Origin of the sequence: Flavobacterium aquidurense, from assembly GCF_031458035.1 — a bacterium.
Lineage (GTDB): Bacteria > Bacteroidota > Bacteroidia > Flavobacteriales > Flavobacteriaceae > Flavobacterium > Flavobacterium aquidurense_C.
On the sequence record NZ_JAVDXR010000004.1, the window covers coordinates 169736 to 184921 of the forward strand.

14 protein-coding genes are annotated in these 15186 nt (G+C 31.7%); 4 read left to right on the forward strand and 10 right to left on the reverse strand.

Translation table 11 applies throughout. The features are described from left to right. Positions 1-163 precede the first annotated feature (163 nt). Positions 164-1027, reverse strand: a complete 864-nt coding sequence (locus tag J2X17_RS08205; RefSeq protein ID WP_310296421.1) for a PhzF family phenazine biosynthesis protein — start codon at positions 1025-1027, stop codon at positions 164-166. Between the two features lie 172 nt (positions 1028-1199). Further along, positions 1200-4214: a tetratricopeptide repeat protein gene (locus tag J2X17_RS08210; RefSeq protein WP_310296422.1), complete on the reverse strand. Its 3015-nt coding sequence runs from the start codon at positions 4212-4214 to the stop codon at positions 1200-1202. A gap of 421 nt (positions 4215-4635) precedes the next feature. On the opposite strand from J2X17_RS08210, the gene J2X17_RS08215 reads away from it, so the two are divergent. From J2X17_RS08215 to J2X17_RS08225, 3 genes are read left to right on the forward strand one after another with little or no spacing between them, the layout of a single operon-like run. Further along, positions 4636-5319 carry a cell division ATP-binding protein FtsE gene (locus J2X17_RS08215; RefSeq protein WP_310296424.1) on the forward strand — a complete coding sequence of 228 codons (684 nt, stop codon included), beginning with the start codon at positions 4636-4638 and terminating at the stop codon, positions 5317-5319. After that, complete coding sequence (locus tag J2X17_RS08220; protein WP_310296426.1) at positions 5319-6206, forward strand: glycosyltransferase; 888 nt, start codon at positions 5319-5321, stop codon at positions 6204-6206. The genes J2X17_RS08215 and J2X17_RS08220 overlap by 1 nt, the downstream gene beginning before the upstream one ends. Beyond that, the gene (locus J2X17_RS08225) at positions 6207-7133 is read left to right on the forward strand and encodes a glycosyltransferase family 2 protein (RefSeq protein WP_310296429.1); all 927 of its coding nucleotides are present in this window, start codon (positions 6207-6209) and stop codon (positions 7131-7133) included. Here the strand turns inward: J2X17_RS08225 and J2X17_RS08230 are convergent. Together J2X17_RS08230 and J2X17_RS08235 are read right to left on the reverse strand one after the other, a co-directional pair. Continuing rightward, a complete protein-coding gene (locus J2X17_RS08230) occupies positions 7116-7523 on the reverse strand; it encodes a sugar 3,4-ketoisomerase (RefSeq protein ID WP_310296430.1) in 408 nt (135 codons plus the stop codon). The two genes, J2X17_RS08225 and J2X17_RS08230, sit on opposite strands and share 18 nt — an antisense overlap. Next, the gene (locus J2X17_RS08235; RefSeq protein WP_310296431.1) at positions 7520-8341 is read right to left on the reverse strand and encodes a glycosyltransferase family 2 protein; all 822 of its coding nucleotides are present in this window, start codon (positions 8339-8341) and stop codon (positions 7520-7522) included. Before J2X17_RS08235 ends, J2X17_RS08230 begins: the two co-directional genes overlap by 4 nt. Positions 8342-8382: 41 nt before the next feature. Between J2X17_RS08235 and J2X17_RS08240 the strand changes: the two genes are divergently transcribed. Then, positions 8383-9513, forward strand: a complete 1131-nt coding sequence (locus tag J2X17_RS08240; RefSeq protein ID WP_310296433.1) for a glycosyltransferase — start codon at positions 8383-8385, stop codon at positions 9511-9513. Here the strand turns inward: J2X17_RS08240 and J2X17_RS08245 are convergent. The 6 genes from J2X17_RS08245 to J2X17_RS08270 form a co-directional block, all read right to left on the reverse strand. Continuing rightward, a complete protein-coding gene (locus J2X17_RS08245; protein WP_310296436.1) occupies positions 9510-10784 on the reverse strand; it encodes an O-antigen translocase in 1275 nt (424 codons plus the stop codon). The two genes, J2X17_RS08240 and J2X17_RS08245, sit on opposite strands and share 4 nt — an antisense overlap. 1 nt (position 10785) lies before the next feature. Next, a complete protein-coding gene (locus J2X17_RS08250; protein ID WP_310296438.1) occupies positions 10786-11928 on the reverse strand; it encodes a DegT/DnrJ/EryC1/StrS family aminotransferase in 1143 nt (380 codons plus the stop codon). 17 nt (positions 11929-11945) lie between these two features. Further along, a complete protein-coding gene (locus tag J2X17_RS08255) occupies positions 11946-12923 on the reverse strand; it encodes a GNAT family N-acetyltransferase (protein ID WP_310296440.1) in 978 nt (325 codons plus the stop codon). A 99-nt stretch (positions 12924-13022) separates the two neighbouring features. After that, positions 13023-13625: a trimeric intracellular cation channel family protein gene (locus tag J2X17_RS08260; protein WP_310296442.1), complete on the reverse strand. Its 603-nt coding sequence runs from the start codon at positions 13623-13625 to the stop codon at positions 13023-13025. 94 nt (positions 13626-13719) lie between these two features. Then, positions 13720-14157: a PH domain-containing protein gene (locus tag J2X17_RS08265; RefSeq protein WP_310296443.1), complete on the reverse strand. Its 438-nt coding sequence runs from the start codon at positions 14155-14157 to the stop codon at positions 13720-13722. Further along, positions 14158-15000, reverse strand: coding sequence for a hypothetical protein (locus J2X17_RS08270; RefSeq protein WP_310296446.1), 843 nt, complete (start codon positions 14998-15000; stop codon positions 14158-14160). Between the last annotated feature and the right edge of the window lie 186 nt (positions 15001-15186).

A 15186-nucleotide genomic window follows, 5' to 3' on the forward strand; every position in this document is an offset into this window, starting at 1 on the left:
TTTTTTTGAGAGAAAATTTTAGAGAAAAGAACAAAGAATAAAGAGAATAGACTTCCAATCTTTCTTTCCAATCTATGTTCTATGTTCTATTTTCTATCCTCTATTTTCAATTTTCTAATATCATTCTTCTTTACTCTTGACTCTTTAATCTTGACTCTATTTTCTAGCTGTCCCACTCGCCTTTAGCAACGAATTGTGCTTTGCCGCCTATTTTAATATCAAATTGATTATCAGCTAATTTTCCTTTGAAATAAATCTGAGAAGGACGACCAATATAATCTCCCTGATAATTAATCAATTCAAATTCAGGTAAATGATATTTTAAAAGAAACGCCTGTAAACAAGTACTCGCGCTTCCTGTTGCTGCATCTTCGATCAACTGATTGTGCTCAACACACAGCATTCTGCTAAACAATTTTGAGTCTTCTAAATAATAAAAATATAAGGCTCTATGCGCTGTTTTACAATGTTTTTTGAGCCATTCATCTGTTTTATCTTTATCCAGAACCAAATTTTCAAGCGCTCTTTTATTACTTAACCCAACCATTACAAAAGCACTTCCGGTGGTTACTTCCTGAATTGGAAATTGGTTCTCAAAATCTTCTTTTTTCAGATTACTGAATAATGTAAAATCTTCTTTTGAAAAAATATCCCAAAATTTTGGCTGCGCTGCTTGTAACCAAATCAAATCTTCGGTTTTATGAATTGAAATGGGTCCAATCGGAACATTTAATTTTATATTCTCAGGCGAATTATCAAATATTTTATTGATCAAAACCCATGAAGTTCCGATTATCGGATGGCCTGCAAACTGCATTTCATGTGCCGGAGTAAAAATTTTAATTTCCGCGCTATTATTTTCAGTATTAAGCTTTGTAATGAAAGTGCTTTCCGCAAAATTAATTTCGCGGGCAATGTTTTGCATTTCCACCGAACTCAAATTTCCTGCATCCAAAAAAACTGCCAACTGATTCCCGGCATATTTTTTATCTGCAAAAACATCTACTATATAAAAAGGTAAACTCATTTCTTTATTTTTTTTTAAAATATAGAGCAAAGAATAAAGATAATAGACTCCCAATCTTTGCTTATTAATCTTTTATATTTAGAATAAAGAGAACAGACTTTTTCAAATCTTTTCTCTTGCATCTTGCGTCTATATTCTATATTCTATATTCTATATTCTATATTCTATATTCTTATTTTGTGATAGACGAATTCGTTTTAGATTCTTCCAATTTAATGTCACTTAATTCTTTTTTAGCTTCTTCAACCACCTCAGGATAATCTGTGAAGTTGTTAATTACATTATCTAAAATATATGTCGCCTGATAGCTGTCTTTTAATCCGTAGAAATTTTTCGCCATCAAAACCAAACTCTTCGCTCCGTAATATTTATAAGCCGAATAGTTCTTCGCTAATTTTTGAACCGAAACGTTTGAAGCATCAAACTTTCCTTCTTTAGTTTTAAAATAGGCATCGTAATACAAAGCTTCTGCCGCCAATTCTCCCTTAGATGTAGCTGATAATTTTGCGTAAGCTGCTTTAGCTTTGTCTTCATCTCCTGACTGCATTGCGGAACGGGCTACAATAATCTGAGCATCTGCTTTTACATTGGAATCTGCTTTTGGATTCTGCAATACTTTCTCAGCAAAAATCACCGAATTGCTGTAATCTTTCTGATCATAATAACATTTCATCAAGTTAGCCTGTGCAAAACTTTTATTTTGAGGAAAATCAGCCTCATTTTCTAAACGAATTAATACTGGAATAGATTTACCGCAATCTTTCGCTTTTAGGAAAATCTGAGATAATCTCGTTAAAGCTTGTTCTGTAAATTCATTTCTTGGCTGATCTGTTACATATTGATAATTGCTTACAGATTTGTTTTCAGAACCATCTGCATAAAGCAATTGCGCTAAATAAAAATTAGCTTCCAAAGCGTGCAGCCCAGTTGGAAATTTACTCACATATCCTGTAAAACCAGCGATCGCCTGCTTGCTATTGTTTTGACTATATTGCTTAAAAGCAGCATCATAAGTATCATTATCCAATTCCGCATCAGTAACAGACACAAAATCAAGCGTACGAACCCATGTTGCATATTCGTCTACTTTTCCTGAATCAACATAAATTAATCTTGCTGTAGATACTGCCTCTAAAGCTTCAGGAGTTTTAGGAAATTCGGCAGCCACTTTTTTAAATTTAACCAAAGCCTGCTCATCACGATCTGAATTATAATAAATCAGACCTTGTTTTAAAATTGCTTTTGAGGTAAATGAACCGTTTTTATATTCTGAAATTAACTGATCATACGTTTTAATCGCCTGATCGTTCTTTTTCTCAGATACATAAGTATTTCCAAGTTCGAACAAAGCGTCATCACGATAAGATGATTTTTTATACATCTGAAGGAAATTATTCAACTCCTCCACTTTCTTATCATTTTTAGACATGAAACCATATGAAATTGCTTTTTGGAACTGTGCATAATCGGCATCAACTCCTTTTGCATCAATTGCTTTGGCATAAGCTTCATTTGCTGCACTATATTTTGCGTTTACAAATCGGCAATCTCCTAAACGTAAATACGAATCATTTAAACGAACTTTATCTTCTTTTGAATTATCGATTTGAGCCTGAAATGAATTAGCAGCCTGATCGTATTCTTTCAATTTAAAATAAGTATAACCAATATTATAATTGATGTTTTTGTATTCTTCCGTTGATTTAGCACTAGCCAAACCTGCAAATTGTTTGTAACTCAATAATGCGTTCTCAAAATCATCTGTCATGTATTCGGTTTCTGCCTTCCAGAAAGTCGCACGAGCCGTAAACTCAGGAGTTTTTTGTTCACTTATTGCGCTTCTGAACATTTTTGCCGCCTCTGAATAATTTGATTCATTATACAATTCTAAACCTCTGTAAAAAAGCACTTTTTGGTAAGCCGCTTTATTCTCAGCCGATCTGTTTTTCTCTAATAAAACCAAAGCTTCTTTGTAGTTTTTAGAAGAAATATAAGAATCAACCAATAATTTTTCTACTTCAGTTTTGCTTGAATTGTTTGGATATTTTTTCAAGAAATCAAGTAAAATTCCAGGTACGGTTTGATATGCGTTTCCAATTTCGTAACTTAATTTTGCATAGTTCAAAGCCGCATCTTCCTGAATTTGAGCATTAAATTCCATTTCAGAAGCATTTTTAAAAGCATTTAAAGCTTCCTGCTTTTTACCTGTGTTTAAATAACTCAAACCTAAATGGTAATAGGCATTTTGCGCTACGAAATCTTTTCCTTCAATGATTTTATTGAATTGAGAAATCGCTTTTTCGTAATCTTTCTGCTCATAATAAGCATAACCTAATTGATAGAAATCGGTATTATTCCATTTTCCTTTTTTTCCTGCATATTGCTCTAAAAAAGGAATCGCTTTACCGTATTGCTTTAAATTGAAATAACTTTCTCCAATAATTTTATTCAGCTCCGATTTTTCTAATTCATTTGATTTTGCCATTGCTTTTTGGCCTAAATCAATTGCCTTTTGAAAATTTCCAAGCTTGAAATTCATATCAGCCTGATAATAGGAAAGCTTTTCTTTGTATTTTTCTTCGCCTGAAACTTCATCAAAATATTTGGTTGCTTCTTTATAATCGTCGCCTTCATAAGCCATAAATCCTAAGTAGTATTTGGCTTGAGAACCAAATTCAGGAGAATTCACCACTTTATTAAAATAGGTTGTAGCTTCCTTCTTCTTTTTAGCATTGAAGTAACTGTAGCCTTTCTGGAAATTAAATTTATCAGAATCGGATTTACTCATGTAAGTTTCGTCAACTTTATCAAACCATTGTAAAGCTTTTGGGTAATTTCCCTGTTCAAAGAAAAACTGTGCAACTTCGATATAAGCCTGATTTTGTTTGGTACTTGTTGGATAATCACTGACAAATTTTTCCATCAGTGCATCGGCATTTGCCTGATTGGTTCTTATGGCGCAATTTGCGATGTAATAAGCACAATCCGACTGAACTTCTTCTGTCGTGGCGTGATTTTTTACATATTCGAAAATGTGTTGTGCAGATGCATATTGTTTATCATTATATAAAGCCAGCGCTTTGTCGAAATCCTTTAAATCGTAAGTATATATAGCTGATTTTTGTGCCGAAACTGTGGTCGAAATAAGAATTATTTGGAGTAAAAAGAACCAGGAAAGTTTACGCATTTTAATTATATTTAGTATTCAAATGTATCATTTTATACCGTCTATAACGAAACGTTCCCGGCTTTTATTATGAACAAAAATTTTAACAAACCCCATTTAGCAGCTTCTGAAATGAAATTTTTGAAACATATAAGTCATCTAAGTAATTATAAGCCAGAGGTTTCTGGCAACGTATAACAACCCTGAAGGTCATATAAGTTTTTCGATATAAAAACTTTCACCACAATCCGTTAATATGAGCTTACATCACTTATTTGGTTAAATATTTTTCGCAATAAATGTTTTCTGCAATCCGCTAAAATGACCTTATATGACTTATATGGTTAAAAAAAATCATTTCAATATTTTATCAGAAATGATTGAAATTTATTTTGAATCCAACCGTTAACTTCTTACTTTTACCAATCAAATCAATTTTATTATGTCACAAATCGTACTATCTCTTAAAGAAGTCACTATATATCAAGAAGGAAGAAAAATTTTATCTCACATTAATTTAGATGTTCAACACGGTGAATTTATCTACATTATTGGAAAAACTGGTTCTGGAAAAAGTAGTTTCATGAAAACTTTGTACGGTGATTTGCCTTTAACTGAGGGTGAAGGTCATATAGTTGAATTTGATTTGGCTACACTGAAAGAAAGCGAAATTCCGTATTTGAGACGTAAAATCGGAATTGTGTTTCAGGATTTCAAATTGCTTCCGGACCGTTCTGTGAAAGACAATATGCTTTTTGTTTTGAAAGCTACCGGATGGTCTGAAAAAGGCGAAATGGAGCATAAAATTGATGAAGTTTTAGATAAAGTTGGCATGAAAGATTTTGTAAACAAAATGCCTCACCAACTATCCGGAGGAGAGCAACAGCGCGTGGCTATTGCACGTGCATTATTGAATGATCCCGAATTTATTCTTGCCGATGAACCAACCGGAAACCTGGATCCGCAAACAAGTTCTGAGGTTCTTGAAGTATTGAAAAAAATCAATGCTAATGGAAAAACAGTTATCATGGCAACACATGATTATGCGTTGTTGATGAAATTCCCTTCTAAAACATTGAAGTGCGAAGATGAAAGAATCTTCGAAGTCGTTCAAAGAAGCGTGTAATGCTTTCCATTTTAATTCCGGTTTATAATTATAATGTTTTACCCCTTATTAACGAGTTAGTAAAGCAATGCAATTTTAATGGAATTACTTTTGAAATTATTTGCTTAGATGATCTTTCAACACTAATTTTTGCAGAAAATCAAAAAATCAATCAATTTGAAAATTGTCATTATTCTGTTTTAGAAAAGAATATTGGCAGAAGTTCTATTCGAAATTTATTAGCTAAAAAAGCAATTTATGAAAACTTGCTTTTTCTGGATGCTGATACTATTCCTGTTCAGCAAGATTTTATTTCTAAATATATATCACAAATAAACAATACTGAAAAAGTTATTTATGGAGGTATTTTATACGAAAATACAAAACCTTCAAAAGACCAGCTTTTGCGTTGGATTTATGGCAGTAAACGAGAAGCTTTATCAACTTCAGAAAGAAATAAAAATCCATACATATCTTTTTTAACGTTAAATTTTTTGATTTCCAAAAGCATTTTTTCAGTAGTTAGTTTTAATGAAAACATCCCCAATTTAAGACATGAAGACACTTTATTTTCATTTGAATTAATGCAAAATAAAATTGAAATTATTCATATTGAAAACCCAGTTTTTCATTTGGGAATAGAAGACAGTAAAACATTTATTCGAAAATCTGAAGAAGCTGTTATTGGATTAAAAAACTTAGTTGATTCTGGTTTAATCCATCCCGATTATGTCCGACTTTCACATTATAATAATACATTAAAAAAATACCATTTTCAATCGCTAATCGCGTTTGGATTCAAAATTTTGAAACCTCTTTTTATCCATAACCTATTGGGTAAAAAACCATCACTTTTTCTTTTTGATATTTATCGATTGGGATATTATTGCACATTAAATTCAAATTAAATGGCTTTTTTCTCTATAATAATTCCGTTATACAACAAAGAAAACTTCATCGAAAATACGATGCAAAGTGTCCTAAATCAAAGTTTTGAAGATTTTGAAGTAATCGTAATTAATGATGGCTCTACAGATAAGAGCGAGGAAAAATTATTGCAATTAAAAGATTCCAGAATTCGATATTATTCAAAAGAAAACGAAGGAGTTTCGGTAACACGGAATTTTGGTATCGAAAAAGCACAATCAAATTATATCGCTTTTCTTGATGCTGATGATTTTTGGTATCCGGATTTCTTAGAAGTCATTCATGAAGTAATAAAAGTTTTTCCGGACCAAAAAGTTTTTAGCGGAGCCATCGAAATTGAGACTTCCAAAAAAACTATTCCTGCTCAATATTCTATTCATAAAACAGGTAATTACGAGCTTGTAAATTATTTTAAGGCGAGTTTAAAAGAAACGATTATTTGGACTTCATGCGCGGTATTTCACAAAAGTATTTTCGAAGAAATTGGTAATTTCGATCCCAAAATAAAGAGCGGGCAAGACACCGATTTGTGGATTAGAATTGGATTAGTTTACCCTGTTTTATTCTCTTGGAAAATATTGGCAAGATATGTTTATGATGAAAATAGTTTGTCTAAAAACAGTAATTTATTAAATGCAAAAATGGATTTTTCGAAATTTACTGAACTGGAAAAAACAAATTCTGACTTAAAATACTTTCTGGATTTGAATCGGTTTTCGCTTGCTATAAAATGTAAATTAGCATCAAATAAAACACGTTTCGATTATTATTACAAAGAAATTGATTTAAAAAAAATAGGATTTAAAAAACGCTTTTTATTAACTCGTTCGCGTACATTACTCCGTTTTTTGATTCTTTTTAAACTTAAATTGGCAAATTTAGGATTAGGTTCATCGGTTTTTAAATAGTCTGAAATTTTTATATTCACGAATATAATCATCTTCATCAAACTCTCCTGAAGCCAAAACCAAACAGACTGCCCCTGAAGAAAAATTGCGCAATTCACGCCAAATTCCGTCAACGATTAACAAGCCTGCATTAGGTTTATTAAGTGTTACTATTTGAGTAGATTTTCCGTCTTTCAACACAACATCAAAACTTCCGCTCAACGCAATTAAAAATTCTTGCTGTATTTTGTGTGCGTGACCACCTCGCCTGCTTCCACTTGGAATGTCGTATAGATAATAAACCCGATTAGATTTAAAGGGAATTGTTGTTTCCTCAATAACCGACAGATTACCTCGCCTATCCTGAATTTTTGGAATTTCTATTAACTTAACATCTGCATTTGTACTCATAACCTCTTTTTAGTTAGTTCTTTGAATTTTGAGATTCCTGCCAAACCGGCTTTATATTTTTTATGTGCTGAAGAAAAACCAATATATCTTTTTCGAATTAAAAAAAACACATATTTCGCAAGCCAAACAAATGCAAAATGATTATATAATTTAGAAAACAAAGCACCCCTCGCATAAAGTAAAGCATCCGAACCTTGATCTTTTCCAGATGAATATTGCGGATGCGAAACAATAATTTCAGGGCTAAAATAAACATTCAAATTTTGAAGCAGAGCATGCTTTAAAAATAAAAACTCTTCTGCGGTTTCAAAAAAAGAACCTAATCCAAAATATTCATCAAAAACTAAATTTTGATTTTTAATTTTTTCCAATCTGAAAGCAATTTCTATCGAACTTACATTCCAAATACTTTTTTTGTCATGTTTAAAAGGTTTTTCTCCACTTTTTTGCGGCTGCCCAAGTCTTTGATGATTAAATGTAATAATATCTGCATTGGGCTGATTTTTGAACGCTGACAGAATATTTTTTCTAAAATTTTCGGCAAAAATAACGTCATCGTCAGCAATCAAACAGATTTTTTTTGAAGCATTTAGAATCGCTTTATTTCTACTTTTAGACAGACCTTTTTCGGCAACATTAATAATTCTTACAGAATCAATATCAGAGACTAAATTTTCGCTTTCAGATTGATTTATAATCAAGAGATTAAAAGTGGAGAAATGTTCAAATGAAAACATTGGCAACAAAAAATCTAAATTGCTTCTATCTTTGGTAGCAATTAAAATTTCGAAATCATTTTCAGAAAAAACATTTGACATTTTCACATATATTTACGTAAATATAAATATTTCCATCGCAAATGAGAATACTCTTGGTAGGAGAATATAGCAGATTACATAATTCTTTAAAAGAAGGATTGCAAATGCTATCGCATGAAGTTACAATTATTGGAACAGGAGACAGTTTTAAACAATTTCCTGTAGATTATTCTATTTTCCCTAAGTATTTTTTAAAAAACCGCATTTTGATCTATTTAAACAAGGCTTTATTTCGCTTGTTTAAAATTGATTTACAACTGGCCGAAAAAGGCATACGATTTTGGTTCTTTTTGCCAAAATTAAAAAAATATGATATTGTACAATTAATCAATTCAAATGCGATTGAAACTTATCCTTTCTTTTCTAAATACTTACTAAAACAACTCTTTCAACAAAATAAAAAAAGCTTTCTTTTGGTTTGCGGAGAAGATACCCCAATCATAGATTTCATGCTAAAAGGTTCTTTGGATTATTCTATTCTAACTCCTCTTTTACAAAATAAAAACCTCACAAAAGATTTTTATTTTTCACTTAAGTACACTCAAAAAAATTATCGCAATTTATATGATTTTGTACAAAAAAATGTTTCAAAAACGATTGTCTCTGACTTAGATTACAAAATTGCATTACCTGAAAATACGTTAATTCCAAATCCAGTTAATACCGATAAAATAAGTTTTGAACCACTAAATATTGAAGAAAAAGTGATTATTTTTTTTGGCAAAAATAATAGCAGTGCACTAAAAAAAGGAACTCGCTATTTTGAAGAAGCAATCGAAATAATTCAAAAAAAATATGGACCTAAAGTAGGTATTATCAGAACTGAAAATGCTCCTTATAAAACATACATTACTCTTTTTCAAAACGCGCATATTGTGCTCGATCAGGTTTTATGTTACGATCAAGGTTACAATGCACTAGAAGCAATGGCAAGAGGAAAAGTCGTTTTTACAGGTGCAGAAATGGAGTTCATCAATCATTATAATCTGGAAGAAAGAGTTTGTGTAAACGCACTTCCGGATGTTGATTACCTGGTTAATGAATTATCCTTTTTAATTGAAAATCCCACAGAATTAATTGCAATAGGAAAACGCGCCAGAGCTTTTATTGAAAAGGAACATAATTACATAAAAATTGCCGAAAAATATTTGAAGATCTGGAACAGCATTTAGAATAAAGTTTTTCTGAAATACAGAGATAATATAAGTAAATAAATAAAATTATCGACCGCCTGAGCTATTAATACACCTTGAATTCCGAAGTATTCCATAAAAACCAAACTTAAACCATATAGAACCGTTAAAGAAAACAACTCAGCAATTATAAATGCTGATGTAAGCTTTTTTGCAAAAAACTGATACCCTAAAATTAACGATGCGACTTTAAAGATATCTCCAATTAATTGCCATAAAAACAAATCGGTCACGGGCAAAAATTCTTTTGTAAAAAGTACTTGAATGATGGTAAATCTTAAAAAATAGACGAAAAATAATCCGACAATAAAAATTGGTAAAATTGATTTATAAAATCTCCAAAAAATAGCTTTGGTTTCCAAATTATTCTTTGCAGCTGAAAGTTTTGGTAAAAAATAAACGGTCAAAATCGTACTCACAAACATTAAATAATAAGATGATATTCTGGTCATTGTTTCCCAAAAACCGGCCTCCTCAATACCTAATTTTTTTATAATTCTATTTCGAATGGCCAGAAAAATAATTGGCGCTAAAACCGAAGAAACGAATGCCATTAAAGAATAAGACGATAGGTTTTTTACAATTTTAAAATCGAACAAATACAAGCGAATACAACCTAAAAATTTGATTTCTGTATTTATAAAGTAAAATGTAACAAAAAAAAGTAGCGCAGGGGTAATTACAATGGCCAGTAAGGCGCCAAGTGTTTGAAAATAAATGATCATTATTATTGATACTAGCAACCCAATCGCGTTTCCTATAATATTAATCCATATAACTTTCTTAAATTGACTTAACCCGTTTAAAACAGCCAGTAAAAACACAGACACTGCATACCACGGTAAGGCTAAGGCTAATATTCTAAAAACAAAAGAATAATCATAATTACTGCCAAATATTTTATCATTCAACAATGTTGCAAAGAAGTACAAAATTATACTTAAAAAACCTGCAATAGTAAGCAAAGTAATAAAAACTGTTGCAATTATTTTTTGAAGTTCATTTCTATTCCTCTCATTTTCGGCTACATATTTTACAATTCCGTTTTGGAAACCAAGTGTTGCAATATTTTCCAATGAAGTTAAAAAATTACGAAAATTTCCCACCAAGGCCATTCCACCGGGACCAACAAACAAAGCTAAAATTTTAGATGTAATCAGGCCAATTCCTATTTTAAGCACGAGGCTAAAACTGTTTAAAGAAGTAATTTTAAACAAAGTGGTCCGCGTTATTTTTTTTAAAAAGTACAAACTAGTATTTATTTAAAACCTTAATAATAAAATCGACTTCTTTTTCGGTCAATACAGGACTCATTGGCAAACTTAAAACTTCATTGTGGATTTTCTCCGTAATTGGAAATGATAAATTATTCCAATTTACAAAAGCTTGTTGTTTATGCGGTGGAATTGGATAATGAATTACGGTCTGAATATTATTCTGAGACAAATATTGCTGCAATGCTTCACGATTTTCTGTTCGGATCACAAACAAATGGAATACATGACTCTCTGACAAATCCCAAAACGGCAGTATTATTTTGTCGTTTTTAATTTCTGATAAATAACGTTTTGCGATTTTTCTGCGATTTTCATTGTCAACATTTAAATTCGGTAATTTCAGATTTAAAAATGATGCCTGAAGCTCATCCAATCTTGAATTTATACCAACATATTTGTTGTGATATTTTACTTCCGAGCCATAATTCCGAAGCGAAAAAAGCACTTTCGCCAACGCTGCATCATTTGTGGTAATCGCGCCGCCGTCACCAAGACAGCCAAGGTTTTTGCCGGGATAAAAACTGAAAGCAACCGCACCTAAATTCTCTTCGACTTCTCTCAGAGTGACATCAGTAGCATTTGGAATTTGGAATTTAAGATTATTGGAATTTGTGACAGCACCATGCGATTGAGCTGCATCTTCTACAACAATTAGATTATTTTGATTTGCAATTTCATTTATCTTCTCCATTTCAGACAATTGTCCGTAGAGATGGACTGCTAAAATAGCTTTTGTTTTGAGTGTGATTTTCTCCTGAATCAAAACAGGATTTATATTGTAGGTTTCTAATTTTGGCTCAACCAAAACCGGAACTAACTCAGCTTGCATAATCGCCAAAATACTAGCAATATAAGTATTTGCAGGAACAATAACTTCATCTCCTTTTTGAAGTTTTCCTAACTCGGTATAACCCTTAAAAATCAACACTAAGGCATCAAAACCATTCCCTACTCCAATGCAATATTTCGTTTGGTTATATTCGGCGAAAGCCTTTTCAAACGTTTCCAATTCTTTCCCTAAAATATACCAGCCATTTCCTAAAACCATTTTCAGTTTTTCCTGAAAAGCAGTTTCATAAGGTTGGTTTATTTTTTTTAGATCCAGAAATGGTATCATTTAATTCTTTTTAATTCTTAAACAAGAATATCGTTTAACTTATTATAGTTTAATGTCTCAACTTCATAAAAATCATGGACAATTACATTGGCACCAAAACTTTCTTTCCAGTATGACAAACCTTCATTGAGTTTTTTTCCATTATTTTCGTTTGAGATTCCGAAATCAAAAAACCTTTTTTCTGTAAATCTTTCTTCAATTAAATAGTGAAATAAATAATCTAAGCTTCCTAAATTTTCCTGCTTTTCATTTTTTGAAATATATTGACAATGCGCCACATTTTTAGTCTCAAAAATGGTGGTTCCGGCAATAATTTCACCTTCAGAATAAACATTAAACTGATGAATATTTTCAGGGAAATGACTTTTTAAACTCTGTATCTCTTTTAAAGAATGAACAGGTGTTGCTTTATGTTTTTTATCTAAATTCGGAATTAAAATTGCATCCCAAAAAGACTCAAAATCAGTCTCTTCCTTGATGATTAATTGCTTCGAAATTGCTTTTTGAATACCTCTTTTCCGAATCTTTGATATCACTTTTTCCTGCGTCAAATCGATTACAGAAAGCGAATCGCGCCTTACTAATTTAGCATTTGCCAAAAACAAACCGTATAAAATTTCTTCGGCAGGTTTTAAATGATAAATGCAAGGAAGTGTTTTTAAATATAATTTCTCCATTTTACTTTCTTTTAAAAAAAATAAAATTTCCCGAAAAATTCCTATTACTGACACTAGTTTAGTTTCCTCTTTATAAACCAATCCGCCGTACGTCAAACCTTGATGTGAATATATATTGTTTTCAACGATGTTGGCAGGCAAAACACCGATTAATTTATTTTTTTCAAAAATCAGAAGCGAAAAATCTTCAAAACGATCCTGATGATATTCCATGAAATCACGATGAAATAAAAACGTAGCATTTTTAGCCTGAGCGATAAATTCGTTCCAGACAGCGTAATCGCTCTTATCGTATTTCTTTATGATATACTTTGTCATTTTTTAGCCACAGATTTTAATGATTAGAATGATTTTTCAAATTCTTTGCCAAAAATCTTTTTAATCTATTAATCTGTGGCTAATATATTTATTTAAAATCTATTTGTGATCAAATGCCGGTAAATACCATTTGAATTTTACCGCCAGCAAACGTACGGTAATAATTACTACTGAAGTGAGTAAATATAAAATGTCATTATCTAAGTTTAGTCCTTTAAGGGCAAAAAAAACAATTCCGCCAAAAATACAGATGGTTGCATAAATTTCCCTTCTGAAGATAGTTGGAATCTCCGTACACAAAATATCTCGGATTACACCACCAAAACAAGCTGTCATAGTACCTAAAGCAATGCAAATTACAGGATGCAAACCTTTCGAAATTCCTTTTTCGAGTCCGATTAACGTAAAAACGCCCAGTCCAATTGTATCAAACAAAAACAGTGAAGTTCTTAGTTTTTCAAATTTTTTACGGAAAAGAATGGCAAGAAAAAAACCTAAAATAATCACATACACATATTGTAAATCTTTCATCCAGCCCACTGGAGTTCTGCCTATTAAAACATCGCGAAGTGTTCCGCCGCCCACTGCGGTCACAAAGGCAATAATAAAAACCCCAAATGGATCTAGTTTTTTATGCATTGCAGTTAAAGCACCAGACATGGCAAAAGCCATCGTACCGATAATATCTAATAAGTGAAACATTCTTCTTGAGGTTCAAAGGTTCAGAGTTGCAAAGGTGCAAAGGTTGTATTCTTTATTCTTGCTTCTTTATTCTTGCTTCTTTATTCTTTATTCTTTATTCTTTATTCTTTATTCTTGCTTCTTTATTCTTTAATTTTATTTCTACTTCAGGATTTATCTTTTTAATTAGTTCGATAAACGCTGCTTTTTCTTTTGGAGAAATTAAAACTGTATCAAATTTATTGTACGTAATTTCAAGTCTGTCAAAAGAAGCTGCAGGCCCGGTCATTAAACTATTGGTTTCAGAAATCTTTTTTATGTGATGAATATCAAGCGAAAAATTAACTAACAAACCACTTTTTATATGCAGTTTTTCGTCTTCTACAATATAATAAGTGTTTGCAAACATGTGTGCAATAAATACAATTTGAGAAAAAATCAATAAAGATACCATCCAGGATCTATCATACAGCAGCATCATAAGCATTCCGCCTAAAAGAACAGCTAAAAAAACAATCAGTCCAATACTTATTTTTGATTTAAATTTTCTCATTTATTTCTTAGTGTAAATCGGACTTCTTTTCAATAAATATGTAATAGAATCAATCCAGCTGTCTTTCAAATTTAGGAAGGGTTTACGTGTTTGCGAGTAGATTTTAGTATTATTTCTGTACATGTCAAAATAAACGTTGTAGTAATAATACATTTGTTGATTGGCCGTAGTTGTAGAATAATCGTTTGACTTCACCTTTTTATCATTATTGCTGACAGTAGTACTTCCGCTCCCGTAAGTCGAAGCAGTTGAACTAGTTGACATCGTATACGAAATTTTTGCAGCTACAATATTATCAACTCCCAGAATTTTTTCAAGATCTGCAATTGGCGTTTCATCGATATTCGTATGGTCAATTCCGGCTTTATGAAGCAAACTATTCGTAGTTCTCAAATCCTGAACTGTAAGCGGAAAAATATTAGCCGACTTATCTAACAATTTGTTATACATATCATTTTGGGCAAATTTCGCCATATCCTCAGAGCCCTGTTGCGTATCTGAATTTACGTAAGGAACAGGCAAAACCGCAATAGTATTTGGCTTAGCTTCAGCAACAGTAATACCTTCACTTGAAACAGTTTCAGCAGTACGTCCAGCCGATACATCAAAAGTCTGTGAACGTCCGCTGGCAAAATCAATTCTGGCAATTTGCGAAACATTTAGTACAATTTGCATCGTTTCTCCCGGCAATGAATATTCAACCGTTTGATCGGACATTTTCGAAATCGTGCATTCTATAATCGTATAATCTCTTTTTATAATTTTATCCAGCTTTTTTCCCCCCTGAGCAAAACCAAAAACAAAAACAAACAACATCAATAGTACGGTAAAAACTTTCTTCATGGCATTTAGATTAAATTGAATAAGAAAAATCATCTTCTTAACAAAGTTAAGAAATCATCGTACAAATACCATTATAGATTACCAATTAACTTTTGATTTTTAAGGAGCAATCCCGCTGTTCCTTTCCAATCTTTTGTGCCTGCCGAAGCCTCGGGACCAGCACAAAAGGATTTTCCCTCTCATCAA

Coding starts and splice junctions, on each gene's coding strand:
- J2X17_RS08210 (WP_310296422.1), bottom strand. CDS start 4,214: ATGCGTAAACTTTCCTGGTTCTTTTTACTCCAAATAATTCTTATTTCG.
- J2X17_RS08230 (WP_310296430.1), bottom strand. CDS start 7,523: ATGAGTACAAATGCAGATGTTAAGTTAATAGAAATTCCAAAAATTCAG.
- J2X17_RS08205 (WP_310296421.1), bottom strand. CDS start 1,027: ATGAGTTTACCTTTTTATATAGTAGATGTTTTTGCAGATAAAAAATAT.
- J2X17_RS08225 (WP_310296429.1), top strand. CDS start 6,207: ATGGCTTTTTTCTCTATAATAATTCCGTTATACAACAAAGAAAACTTC.
- J2X17_RS08215 (WP_310296424.1), top strand. CDS start 4,636: ATGTCACAAATCGTACTATCTCTTAAAGAAGTCACTATATATCAAGAA.
- J2X17_RS08240 (WP_310296433.1), top strand. CDS start 8,383: ATGAGAATACTCTTGGTAGGAGAATATAGCAGATTACATAATTCTTTA.
- J2X17_RS08220 (WP_310296426.1), top strand. CDS start 5,319: ATGCTTTCCATTTTAATTCCGGTTTATAATTATAATGTTTTACCCCTT.
- J2X17_RS08265 (WP_310296443.1), bottom strand. CDS start 14,157: ATGAGAAAATTTAAATCAAAAATAAGTATTGGACTGATTGTTTTTTTA.
- J2X17_RS08270 (WP_310296446.1), bottom strand. CDS start 15,000: ATGAAGAAAGTTTTTACCGTACTATTGATGTTGTTTGTTTTTGTTTTT.
- J2X17_RS08250 (WP_310296438.1), bottom strand. CDS start 11,928: ATGATACCATTTCTGGATCTAAAAAAAATAAACCAACCTTATGAAACT.
- J2X17_RS08255 (WP_310296440.1), bottom strand. CDS start 12,923: ATGACAAAGTATATCATAAAGAAATACGATAAGAGCGATTACGCTGTC.
- J2X17_RS08235 (WP_310296431.1), bottom strand. CDS start 8,341: ATGTCAAATGTTTTTTCTGAAAATGATTTCGAAATTTTAATTGCTACC.
- J2X17_RS08260 (WP_310296442.1), bottom strand. CDS start 13,625: ATGTTTCACTTATTAGATATTATCGGTACGATGGCTTTTGCCATGTCT.